This window comes from Sphingobacterium olei (assembly GCF_005048855.1).
GTDB lineage: Bacteria > Bacteroidota > Bacteroidia > Sphingobacteriales > Sphingobacteriaceae > Sphingobacterium > Sphingobacterium olei.
On the sequence record NZ_SUME01000001.1, the window covers coordinates 724,396 to 737,890 of the forward strand.

Genomic DNA, 13,495 nt, shown 5'->3' on the forward strand with positions numbered 1-13,495 from the left:
CTCTGCTGTATGACGGCAGAAATCTGGGCCCATGTAAAATTCTTAATCTTCTAAACAAACAACCCAAACATTCAAAAGTATGAATTTTTTTGCAATTCGGGAGCTACTTTATCCCGATCCTAAGCCAATTACTAAGATTTTTCTGATTATGAAATTGACAGTATTATTTTTGATAATCACCTGTTTACAGGTCAGTGCGACAGTGAACGCACAAAAAATTACATTATCAGAAAAAAACAGTTCGTTAAAAAAGGTCTTCAATAAGATAGAAACCCAGAGTGGGTATTATTTCTGGTATGAGAACGAAATGTTGATAGGTACCTCACCAGTGGATATCAACTTAAAAAATGCGACACTAAAAGAAACCCTTGAAGCTACTTTGAAAGGTCAGAACCTAACTTTTTCTATCGTCGATAAGACCATCGTATTGGAGAGGAAGAAGGTCCTGGCTGCCGTTTCTAGAGAGATTAAAGGTACAGTATCTGATACTACTGGTTATTTACCGGGCGTTTCTGTTGTCGTTAAGGGTAAGCCTGGTATTGGAACCACTACTGATGTTAATGGACAGTATATACTGGATGTACCTGATGAAGAAGATGTCTTGGTATTCTCAAGAGTTGGTTTTATTAGTCAGGAAGTTTCCGTTAAAGGAAAAAGTACAATTAATGTTACGTTGAAGGCATCTGATAACATCTTGGACGACGTTGTAGTTGTTGCTTTCGGCACACAAAAGCGCACGGACATGATTGGATCGGTTACCTCAATAACGCCTTCCGATTTGAAAGTACCTTCCAGCAATCTGACCACTGCATTAGCCGGTAGAGCTGCTGGTGTAATCGCCTATCAGCGTAGTGGTGAGCCGGGAGCGGATAATGCCGACTTCTTTGTACGTGGGGTTACTACTTTCGGTTATAAAACCACTCCATTGATATTAATTGATGGGGTAGAGCTTAGTACCACCGACCTCGCGCGTTTGCAGCCGGATGATATTGCGAGCTTTTCCATCATGAAAGATGCCACCTCTACGGCTCTTTATGGTGCGCGAGGTGCCAATGGGGTGATTTTAGTAACGACCAAACAGGGAGCAGTAGGCAGAGCCAGTTTGTCGCTTCGTCTGGAAAACTCGATATCCGCACCTACCCAAAATATCGAACTGGCGGATCCAATCACATACATGAAAATGGCAAATGAGTCCATCTTGACCCGTGACCCTTTGGGCCAAACGCTTTACTCTGATGATAAGATAGAGAACACCGTGAATGGTGCAAACCCTTATATATACCCCGCAAATGACTGGCGCGAAATCATGTTTAAAGACTACACGAACAATCAGCGTGTCAACCTGAACGTCAGTGGCGGCGGTGGCGTGGCCCGCTATTTTGTATCCGGATCTTTCAATAGAGACAATGGGATTATGAAAGTGGACCGTAGGAACAACTTCAACAACAATATCGATTTAAAAAGTTATTCCTTGCGATCGAACATTACGATCGACCTGACCAAAACCACAGAGATGTTGGTGCGATTGAGTGGCACGTTTGACGATTATGTCGGTCCCATTGACGGAGGAGCAGACATGTACCGTAAAGTCATGCGTTCCAATCCGGTGCTTTTCCCTGCATACTATCCTATGGATGACGACCATCAATATGTCAAGCACATCATGTTTGGTAATTTTCGCAAGGGTGACGTAGCCGGCTACATCAATCCGTATGCAGACATGACCAAAGGATACAAAGACTATCAAAGATCGCTAATGCTTGCTCAATTGGAGCTCAAACAAGATCTAAAAGCATTTACCGAGGGGCTTTCCTTTCGGGTGATGATGAACACCAACCGCTCTTCCTATTTTGGCATAAGCCGGTTTTATAACCCTTTCTTTTATGAGCTGAGTGCCTATGACCGCATTGCAGATCAGTATAGTATCAAACCGATCAATGAAAATACCGCAACGGAATACCTAGGTTATCGCGAAGATAATCGCGACATCAGTTCCGTATTCTATATGGAGTCGATGTTAAACTACAACCGTACATTTGGCAATAAACACAACCTAAGTGGTTTACTCGTGTATATCATGCGCAGCAACTCCAACGCAAATGCTGCCGATTTGCAACTCTCTTTACCTTTCCGCAACTTAGGTTTGTCGGGCCGCACTACATATGCCTATGACAATCGCTATTTTGCAGAGTTTAACTTTGGGTACAACGGTTCCGAGCGTTTTCATGAAAGCAAGCGATTCGGCTTTTTTCCTTCCTTCGGCGTGGCTTGGAGTGTTAGCAACGAGAAGTTTTTTGAACCTTTAAAGAATACATTTACGAACCTCCGGTTGCGTGCCACTTATGGGTTGATCGGAAACGATGCGATTGGATCCCCTCAAGACCGGTTTTTCTACCTGTCTAACGTCAATATGAATAACGAGGACCGTGCTGCTATTTTTGGCAATGGTGTCACCAATCACCGCCTTCCCGGTGTATCTCTTTCCCGCTATGCCAACAGTGATATCACTTGGGAAACGGCCGCAAAACGCAATATAGCCCTCGAATTGGGTCTCTTCAACAAAGTAAATATCATCGCCGAATATTTTGAGGAATACCGGAAAAACATCTTGATGACCCGAGCCTCTATACCCACGACCATGGGTTTTGCGGCACCGATTATGGCCAATGTGGGTGAAGCGTCTGGAAGAGGGGTCGATGCCTCCGTAGACTATTCTCATTCCTTTGCCAACGGATTGTGGTTATCCGCTAGGGGTAACTTTACCTATGCCACGGGGCGTTATGAGGTGTACGAAGAACCCCAATACCTCGAATCTTACCGTTACCGCGCCGGTCAGCAGATTTCTCAACAGTACGGATATATTGCAGAACGTTTATTTACGGATGACGCCGAGGCGGAGAATTCGCCGAAACAAAACTTTGGTGAATATGGTGGGGGTGACATTAAATACCTGGATGTGAATAACGATGGGCAGATCACGTCTGCAGATATGGTTCCCATCGGAAATCCCACTACACCGCAGATTGTTTATGGGTTTGGTTTTTCAGCCGGATTCAAAGGATTTGATGCCTCTGCTTTTTTCCAGGGTTTGGCCAATGAGTCTTTTTGGATAGATGCAGCAGCAACTTCTCCCTTCAACAATGAAACACAAGTAATGAAGGCTTATGCAGATAGCTATTGGTCAGAAGACAAACGCGACATCTACGCATTATGGCCACGGTTGAGCCCAAATATCAACAACAATAACAATCAACGAAGCACTTGGTTTATGCGTGATGGATCTTTTCTTAGGCTCAAGCAGGTCGAAGTGGGCTATACACTTCCCGAAAAGTGGAGTACACGTCTATATATGAGCAATCTACGCATTTATGTCAACGGAACAAACCTCCTGAACCTGAGTAGCTTTGATTTATGGGATCCCGAGATGGGTGGAAATGGATTGGGCTATCCCCTCCAGCGTGTGTTTAATTTCGGTCTCAACATGAAGTTTTAATGTTCAGTAAATCAATAAAAAAAGTATTCTGATGAAAAAGTACATTATATCGATAATAAATTCATTTTTGCTGCTTACACTTCTTTTAGGCTGCCAGAAATACCTCGACGTAGTACCCGACAACGTGGCTACGATAGACAATGCGTTTGCGATGCGGGCACAGGCCGAAAAGTTCCTTTACACCTGTTACTCTTACATGCCCAGAGATGCCAATGGTCATGAAAACCCCGCTTTTAGTGGTGCAGATGAAATTTGGCGTAGACCAAACAGTGCAGGTGAGATGTGGAACATTGCCCGCGGGATGCAAAACATTGTAAACCCTTTCGGAAACGGTTACTGGAATAATATGTTCCGTGCGCTGCGAGACTGCAACATTTTTTTGGAAAACATCAATCGTGTTCCGGATATAGAAGAATCCGAGCGTAACCGCTGGATTGCAGAAGTTAAAGTACTCAAAGCGTATTATCATTTTTACCTCGTACGGATGTATGGTCCGATACCGATGGTAAAAGTGAACCTACCCATAGACGCTACCACGGAAATGGTTCGTGTACACAGAGATCCTGTGGATTCGTGCTTCAATTATATGGTTCAACTTTTGGACGAGGCGGCAATTGACAATAATCTTCCTGACGAGATTGTAGATCCATCCCGATATGGACGCATTACGACGCCGATTGCGCTCTCCTTAAAAGCAAAAATTTTGGTAACCGCTGCCAGCCCGCTTTTCAATGGCAATACCGATCAGGCGGCCTTACGCAACTTGGATGGAACACAATTATTCAATCAGGAGGTATCGCTTAAAAAATGGCAAGATGCAGCCGAAGCTTGTCGCGAAGCCATAGAAATAAGCGAAGCCAACGGAATAGAGCTGTATTATTTCCAGGGCAATGTCGCCCAAGGTACATTATCAGATACCATACGTACGCAACTAAGCATTCGCAACAGTCTCGCCCAACGGTGGAATGGCGAAGTGATTTGGGCAAATACACAAAGTCAATCCGATGCACTGCAGCTTCTGGCGAATATCGGTGGATTAAACCCCGCTTATGGAGACAACGTATCCTCTAGTCAAGCCTTAGGCCCACCGCTGAAAATCGTCGAAATGTTTTACAGCAAGAACGGTGTGCCGATCAACGAAGACAAGTCCTGGGATTATGCCGGTCGCTACGGACTCAAAAGAGCAACAGAAAAAGACAAACTGTATGTTCGGACAAGTTATACGACAGCAAACTTACACTTTGACAGAGAGCCGAGATTTTATGCCGATTTGGCATTCGACGGAGGAGTATGGTATGGTCAAGGAAGGTATGACGACAAAAAACCAGATGATTTGTTCTATTTGATGGCTAAAAGCAAACAGCTTCATGGTCAGGGCGATCCAACTTTTGGTATTGTTACGGGATATCTGATCAAGAAAATCATCCATTACCAAAATGTAGAGGGGCATGTCAGAGAGTATTCTGTAAATCCCTACCCTTGGCCGATCATCAGACTTGCCGACCTGTACTTGATGTACGCTGAAGCATTGAATGAAGCCGAGGGACCAGTAGCCGATGTCTTTACATATGTCGACCGTGTACGCGAACGCGCTGGCCTCCTGCCCGTGGCAGAGTCATGGGATACGCATTCGACACGTCCAGATAAGTATACAACTATCAACGGCATGCGCGAAATCATACAACAAGAACGGATGATTGAACTGGCGTTCGAAGGCCACCGATTTTGGGATCTTCGCCGTTGGAAACTCGCTGTACAAACGCTGAATGCACCGATCAGGAGCTGGGATCTCATTCAGGAAAGTGCCGAAGCCTATTATCGTCCGAAAGTGATTTGGAACCAGACCTTCAGCAACCGGGATTACTTCTGGCCAATTTCCGAAAATAACGTTACTGTAAACCCCAATCTGGTCCAAAATTTAGGATGGTAAATTTGAACAGATTTAAATATTAAGCACGATGAAAAGAACATATTATTTACTCCTATCGATATGCCTACTCGCTGTAACATTTGGTTGCGAAAAGGAGGGCAGACTCGATCATATCGACCCGAATGCTCCGGCACCACAACAGATCAGCAACGTCCGGGTGACTGAGCTGCCCGGTGCAGCGGTATTAAAATACGATACACCCGCTGACCCGAATTTCTCCTATGTCAAAGCGGTGTATGAAATACAGCCGGGCGTATTTCGCGAAGGCAAATCCTCGATGTATATCGATACGCTCGAATTGGTGGGCTTCGGCGATGTACGTACGTACAACGTGAAGCTCTACAGTGTAGGCAAAAACGAAAAAGCATCCGATCCGCTTGTCATCCGTGTCACACCCAAATCTCCGCCTGTAAAAGAAGTGTTTAAAGACCTTACCTTGGAAAATACATTCGGAGGTATTAAGGTGAGCTTCACAAACGAATCACAGGCCAAGCTTTCTATTGTGGTCATGGTTGACAGTACCGGACAAAACACTTGGGCTCCTGTTACGACCTTTTATACAGGAGCACTCGAGGGGAGCTTCTCGGCACGTGGATATAAACCAGAAGAAAAACGTTTCGCTGTTTTTGTACGCGACCGCTGGAACAACAAGTCCGATACCCTCATCAAGCCGCTCACCCCTATGTTTGAGGAATTGATTCCGAAACCATGGAGTGCATTACGTTTGCCAGGAGACACTTACGATTACGTCGAGTCCTTTTCCGTTGAAAAACTTTGGGACAATAACTTAGCGCAAAACGCCGGTATTTTTGCTACAACCGGAACTGCTCCTATCCCACAATGGCAAACCATTGACTTAGGTAAACCAGTTGTACTTAGTCGCATGAAATCCTTCCAACGGCAAGGCTACGAATACTCAGGCGCTGCAGTGCGTTCTTTTGAGATCTGGGGAAGCAATAACCCTGCACCAGATGGCAGTTGGGATAGCTGGCAGTTGATGGGAACATTCAATTCATTTAAGCCATCAGGTCAACCGAGCCCCATCGTCACACCAGAGGACAGACAGTATGCTTCCTTTGCAGGGGAAGATTTTGACTTTGATCTGATGCCTGCCGTACGGTATATCCGCTATAAAACCACGGCGACTTATGGTAGTGCCGGACAAGTCGTGATTGCAGAGCTCAGTTTCTGGGGACAGATCGTAAATTAATCAGATGCTAACCGATAAATAACATAGGATGAAAAAGAATATTCAAAAGTTCAAAACACTGATAGCAGTAGTTTTGCTATGTGGTTTTGCCGTGACAGCTTGTCGTAAGATGGATGTCACCTATAAGGACTTTATTGTACCGGGCGGTAAAACTTATCCCGGAAAGGCTACAGATGCCAAAGCCCACGGAGGAGACAACCGTATCAAGATTTCATGGCCTCGCGGCGTAGACCCTAACTTAAAAAGAGCGGCTATTTTCTGGAACAACAAAGCCGATTCAGTCGTCTTTGACATACCCGCTACCGGAGAGGAGATCAGTTATATCCTTACCAATATGCCCGAGAAAATCTATTCCTTCATCATCAGGACATACGATGATAAAGGCAATGTTTCCGTGCCAGTGGAGGTAAACGGCACGGTCTATGGTGCAAATTACCAATCCTCCATTTTGAACCGGTTTGTGGCTTCGGCACAATACGGTGCCAATCAGGATGTCAATATAGCTTGGGGACCAGCGGATAAAGCATCTGGACTATACGCTACGGAAGTGGTCTATACGAATAATGCCGGTGAAGAGATCAGCAAGTGGTTTAATGCATCGGAGACGAGATCTGTCATCAGTGATTATAAAGAAGATACAAATTTTAAAATCAGAAGCGCCTATTTGCCAGACACATTGGCCATTGATACGTTTTATACGCCTTATGAAGAAAAGGTGGTAGATAAGATGCGGAAATTTGAAAAAGCCGCATGGACGGTGACGGCCGACTCGAGAGAGGAAAGAGACGATCCAACTGCGAGTCTATATACACCAGCAAAAGCCATTGATGACAATATCAATACTTTCTGGCATACACCTTGGACCGTATACACACCATTCCCACACTGGTTGGCAGTCGACATGAAGCAGACCTTTACTGTCGGTTATGTTGAATTGACCTGTAGACAAAACAACGTAAAAGGCATCACGGAATTCATGATCCAAGGCAGTATGGACGGCACCACTTGGACGACCTACAATACGTACAACCTCATACAGCAGAATGCAACTCAACGATTCGAAGTGAGTGGTCAGCCACAAATAAGGCACATCCGAATCTTTGCGACAAAAGGTGTGGAAGATCCTACTCACCTCGCCGAGTTTTCGGTATTTGGATATTAAGTTTAATTGCGTGCGGTACCGCAAGGTGCCGCACTTAATTTAATTGTAAAAAACATGAACAATATAATTAAATTATGCGGGTGTATCCTGCTTATGCTGAGCGTCATATCCTGTAACAAGGTTGAAGACATCGCCGCAGAAAACGCCACGCTATTGCCGGAGTATGCTCAGGGGGCAAAAGCTAGTGCGGGGCACAACAGGGTGAAATTGTCCTTTGCGTATAACAAAGACATACAGGAGTACAAAGTATACTGGAACAAAAGAGAACAATCCAAAACGATTGACCTCAGTAAGCCCTCGAGTGACTCGATACATACCATCATTGAAGGTTTAACAGAAGGCAGCCATAAGTTTGAGATCGTAAGTTATGGGGCACAAGGCGACTCATCTACCGTGGTGGTAAGTGGCAAAGTGTATGGAACCACATACATCAGCACGCTAAAGAACCGTGAAGTCAAGAATATGACGTTTATGGCCGGAGAAGACGCGTATATAGATTGGGGAATTGCCGCAAAGGATGAGGTGGCCCTACATGTTACCTATACAGATACAGAAGGTAACACGCGTCTTGTCAAAATGAACAAACAAGACATTTACAGCCCATTACCGGACTATAAAGAAAATACGTCCATCAAGTTTGTATCGCTACATGTGCCAGAGCCGGGCTCTATCGATACATTATTTCGTGAAGCCAATATCATTCCACAGATTACAAAAGAAATACCCACATCAGTTTATACACGATACGTGGCACCGATCAGCAGAGGCACCGGAGATGGTGGGCGTGCTGTCAATGCAGCAGATTTCTTGGATGATGCTTTCTGGCAGGGTATACAAACTCTGCTGGCGCAAGGCTCTGTGACGGTAAAATTTGTCGTAGGCGACTATGCCCGAGCTTATTCAGAAAAGTCGTTCATTATCGACAAAATGGGAAATGCACAAAACAGGTTACTGTTGGAAGGCTCTGGCACAGGAACGGTCTTTACGGCTTTGACCGGAATGGGCAATAAAACGGTGATGATGCAGATTCGCGATACACAAAATATCGTGGTTAAGAATTTTAACTTTAAAGGTGATGGCAACGTGCAATATGTACTGCGGATCCTGGGAACAGCTGGACGGCCCGGTCTTGCCAAAAACATTACGATTGAGGACTGTACATGGTCTGATATGCGCGGAGTCGTTTACGGTGCTACAGGTGCACATTATACAGCAGAGCACGTGACCTACAGACGGTGTAAATTTTACCGCATAGGGATCAACCATGCCTCCCACATGATATACAATGCCTACGGTGCTACGCATGTCCGCATTGTCGACTCCCATTTGGAGGACTGCACGGGAGATTTTGTCCGGTTTAGGGACAAGTGTGATTATGGTGTTGTGAATAACACGACATTCTTTCGCAACCTTAATTTTCCGACCAATGCCAACTTCCGGTTTATATCCATGCCTTTATTCAATGATGTTAATCCCGGCGACGAACACTTTGCAACGAATTATTCTTTTACCTCCAATAGGTTTACTAACGCCCCTTATGCATTCACGTTTTACCACGACGGCTATTCACCCACAGGTTTCGATCATTTGCTGACCGCTGCCGAAGGTACCACGATGACCTCTGGAACAGTGGCGGCTAAAAAAGCGTTGTTAAAAACAAACTTAGGTATCGACACAGACAAAGTACGCCTGCACGGCAATACGTATACCAATGTTACGGGTCGGTTGGCATTTGGCAGTGCAACAGCATACGGCGCGGTGTCTAGAGGATGGGAAGGTACAGTAAACATCACCAATCTGTTCAACGAAAATAATGCAGTAGAATTCGCTTGGGAAAAATAGACAATTCGTCTCAATGAGATAAAAAAACAAAATATATGGTAACATTCATAAGAAAGGGTTTGCTCCTTTTCATCGTAGCATTATCGTTTGTAACGTGTGGCAAAGAGCAAATTCAAGAAGAGCTAGAGACCCTCTTGCCAGAATATGCAAAAGGGGCAACGATCAAAACCGGTCAAAATCAGGTAAAGCTATCCTTCATGATTGCAGAAGGTATCTCTGCATGCGAGGTCTTCTGGAATAAACGACAAGAGTCAATCAAAATAGACATCGGTACAGACAGGAATAAAACCATAGAGCAAGTCATAGAGCATCTGCCTGAGGGCAACTATACATTTGAGATCATTACCACCGATGAGCGGAACCTAACCTCGGGATTGGTGCTCAGCACCCAGGTATATGGGGAGAAGTACATCGAAACATTATCCAACCGGACCGTTAGAGAGCTGGGTTTTTTCTATAACGAAGAGCCTTACATAGATTGGGCAGCTTCCTCCACAACCGAAGTTGGTATCGATCTCTTCTATACCACGGTTGACAATGAAGAACGTAAAATCCGTATAGACAAAGCGGACAGAAAAAGCGTATTGCCAGACTACAAGCCCAATACGGCTATACAGTATCTCACACGATATCTTCCGGAGAAAGCCTCGCTGGATACATTTTCCAGCCGCACCGTGGTCATTCCCCCACCCACCTATTATGCCAGTTCGGTAGGGCGGATTATCAGTGGTTCTGGCATGGTCTCTCATGTCTACTCGCATTCGTTTACAGCACTTAGCGAGTCTGTCAGCTACGCTTCTGTCCGTTTCGAAAACAGAAGTAAGCAGCCACTCAGCATCTATATTCTGCGAGCAGACCTAAAAGATCCTAAGGTAAAGATTTCGGCTCTTATGCCGAACAATCGAACCAATTTTGGATTACAGACGGTACGCGCTATGATAGAAGCTAGACACAACAGCGGAGAGACAATCTTAGCGGGGACAAATGCCGATTTTTTTGACTGGGAGCCTGTATCAGGTGTGCCTTGGGGCCCGATTTTTGTCAATGGGAATGTGATCAAAAACACCGCTAAGAATCCAGGCATCACGTATTTCGCCATAAAAAAAGATGGCACGCCTTCCATTGGTGGATTTTCGTCTCTGCCCGTGGCCAACCATGCTGATATGCAAGATTTGGTCGGCGGGGGAGTGAGGTTGATCGCGCAAGGTAAGATGCTGCCTTTTCAAGACCTAGAAAAACATCCCAGAACAGTCGTAGGATACACAAAAGACCGTGTCGTATACATACTGGTTATCGATGGCAGACAAAGTAGTCATTCCGTCGGTATGACCTACAGTGAACTCGCTCAGATTATGTTCAGTATTGGCGTAGAGGAAGCCATCAATCTCGATGGAGGAGGTTCCAGTACCATGGTCGTCAAAAATAATAATGCCTTTGGCATTGTCAACAAACATTCCGATGCCAGTCCTAGAGCCGTAGCCAACGGCCTTGGGATAAGTCTCAAAAACTAGAAGACAAGCCGGGCTAAATTCAACTAAGCCCAGCTTTTTAAACACACATAAAAAAATTAATGAAACTTATTAAGATCTTGCTTTCGCTGGTTCTTATCTGCTCACTAGCTAAAGCGCAGACAGATCAACCAGCCCTTCGTATTATTCCCGCCCCCAACCACATTATTGCTGCATCGGGCGAATTTCGTTTTACCCAAGATACCCGAATCTATGTAGAGGGTAAAAAGGACCAGAAGATAGACTTCCTCCTTACGCATTTAATGAAACATTTGGGCTACGACGGCCCCATTAAATATGTAAAATCCTCCACCAAACTAAAGAATGCCATCATTCTACATACAACAAATGAAGGAGAGCTGCCTATGGAAGCTTACCAACTATCTGTAGATGCTCAGCGTGTCGTCATTCGAGGTCGTGATGCCGGCTTACTGTATGCTGTCCATACCTTTACCCAATTGCTTCCGCTAGAGCATACACAGTCTTTTGCTATACCAGCGGTACAGATCAACGACCAACCGAGGTTTGGCTACCGGGGATTGATGGTCGACGTCGCCCGACACTTTCTCCCGTTTGAAGAGGTCAAAACGGTCATCGATCTGATGGCCGCTTATAAACTCAACCGGTTTCACTGGCACCTGACGGATGATCAGGGCTGGCGTATAGAGATCAAAAAATACCCTAAGCTCACCTCTGTAGGTGCATTCAGAAAAGACCAGGTCATTTTCGGCCGGCGAGAACTGCTGGACACCGTACCTTACGGCGGCTTTTATACACAAGATCAAATTCGGGAAATTGTCCAATATGCGGCCGAAAGGTTCATCACCGTCATACCAGAAATCGATATACCGGCGCACTCCTATGCGGCGCTGCGTGCCTATCCCGAGTATAAGCTACCGCAGCCTGCCCAATCCGCAGATCCTTGGTCTTACAATATCATTTACGCCCCCACAGAGCAAACTTTTAATTTTCTGGAAGATGTATTCACCGAGGTAGCCAGCCTATTCCCCGGGCCGTATATTCACATTGGAGGAGACGAAGCCAATAAAACACCTTGGCAAGAATCACCGATCACACAAAAACTCATGCAGGAGCACGATTTGAAAGACGTACACGGCCTGCAGAGTTATTTTATAAAAAGGATAGAGAAATTCCTGCATACAAAAGGCAAACGGATCATCGGATGGGATGAAATTTTAGAAGGCGGATTGGCGCCGGATGCCACACTGATGAGCTGGAGAAACGAGGAAGGCGGAATAGCTGGAGCCACTATGAATCACGATGTGATCATGGTCCCACAGACAAAAGGCCTGTATCTGGATTTTGCCCAAAGTAGATCCCCTCAGGAGCCTTACAATATCGGCGGACATGCCCCCTTACATGCGGCCTATCACTATGACCCGATCCCACAAGAATTGCCTGCTGAAAAGCATCGATATATCCTCGGCGTGCAAGCCAATGTCTGGACCGAGTGGATCGGCAGCCCCGCAAAATTGCAGTATATGCTTTTTCCAAGACTTTTTGCGTTGTCCGAAATCGGATGGACCAATCTTGACCGCAAAGACTATACGGCATTTTCAAACCACACCCTCCCTGTCCACTTGAGGAGACTAGAAAAAAGAGGTGTTAATTTTAGGGTTCCCGAAGCCTTCAGAGCGATCGATACCGTGATGATCGGTGAGCGCTTTGTCTTCGAACTCCACAAACCCGTACCCGGATCAGAAATCTATTATACGGTAAATGGTCTGACACCTGGCGACTTGGATTTTAAGTATACCCAGCCTATTTCTTTCTTTGTACCAGTCAATGAAAAAAGAGAGATCAAAACAATTGTGATCACAGAGAAAGGTCGGAGAAGTCTGGTGACGACAACAGTCTTCCACAATCGTCTTCCACTAGCGGCCAGTACCGTAACTCGTCCAGAGCAAGGTCTCCAGTACAAATTGTATAGCGGTGCCTTTGATACGGTCGATCAGTTGAAATCCAGTAAAGTTGTCGGGGAGGGTGTAGCCAAAAGCCTAAACCTGAAACCCTTCAAAGATAAGCACGACGTTTTTGGCGTGGTATATGATGGCTATCTCCATGTGGATACCGCTGGCGTGTACACCTTATCAGCGCTAGCAGATGACGGCATGAAACTGTTTATTGACAACGAGCTCGTCATCAACAATGATTTCAGACACGGTGCGATCGAGAGGAGTGGAGCAGTCCCTTTGGCCAAAGGTTTTCATAAAATAAGAATCGAATACTTTGACGCCGGTGAAGCCTATGTATTAAAAGTCTTTTCACAGTTGAACAATAATAAAAGACAGGAAATTGCCCTCGACAAGTTATATTTTAGTAGATAAAT

7 protein-coding genes are annotated in these 13,495 nt (G+C 45.3%); all 7 read left to right on the forward strand.

All coding sequences use genetic code 11. The features are described from left to right. The first annotated feature begins 79 nt into the window (after positions 1-79). Genes FAZ15_RS03065 through FAZ15_RS03095 form a run of 7 tightly spaced genes read left to right on the forward strand, consistent with a single transcriptional unit; the run spans position 80 to position 13,493 of the window. Complete coding sequence (locus tag FAZ15_RS03065) at positions 80-3,493, forward strand: TonB-dependent receptor (protein WP_202912302.1); 3,414 nt, start codon at positions 80-82, stop codon at positions 3,491-3,493. A 31-nt stretch (positions 3,494-3,524) separates the two neighbouring features. Then, positions 3,525-5,423 (forward strand): RagB/SusD family nutrient uptake outer membrane protein, encoded by a 1,899-nt coding sequence (locus FAZ15_RS03070; protein WP_136899822.1) that lies wholly within the window; start codon positions 3,525-3,527, stop codon positions 5,421-5,423. A gap of 28 nt (positions 5,424-5,451) precedes the next feature. After that, a complete protein-coding gene (locus FAZ15_RS03075) occupies positions 5,452-6,633 on the forward strand; it encodes a DUF5000 domain-containing lipoprotein (protein WP_136899823.1) in 1,182 nt (393 codons plus the stop codon). 28 nt (positions 6,634-6,661) lie between these two features. Continuing rightward, a complete protein-coding gene (locus FAZ15_RS03080) occupies positions 6,662-7,795 on the forward strand; it encodes a DUF4998 domain-containing protein (protein ID WP_136899824.1) in 1,134 nt (377 codons plus the stop codon). Between the two features lie 54 nt (positions 7,796-7,849). After that, the gene (locus FAZ15_RS03085; RefSeq protein WP_136899825.1) at positions 7,850-9,637 is read left to right on the forward strand and encodes a DUF4998 domain-containing protein; all 1,788 of its coding nucleotides are present in this window, start codon (positions 7,850-7,852) and stop codon (positions 9,635-9,637) included. A gap of 35 nt (positions 9,638-9,672) precedes the next feature. Continuing rightward, positions 9,673-11,148 carry a phosphodiester glycosidase family protein gene (locus FAZ15_RS03090; protein ID WP_136899826.1) on the forward strand — a complete coding sequence of 492 codons (1,476 nt, stop codon included), beginning with the start codon at positions 9,673-9,675 and terminating at the stop codon, positions 11,146-11,148. 59 nt (positions 11,149-11,207) lie between these two features. Beyond that, positions 11,208-13,493: a family 20 glycosylhydrolase gene (locus tag FAZ15_RS03095; RefSeq protein ID WP_136899827.1), complete on the forward strand. Its 2,286-nt coding sequence runs from the start codon at positions 11,208-11,210 to the stop codon at positions 13,491-13,493. Positions 13,494-13,495: the final 2 nt, after the last annotated feature.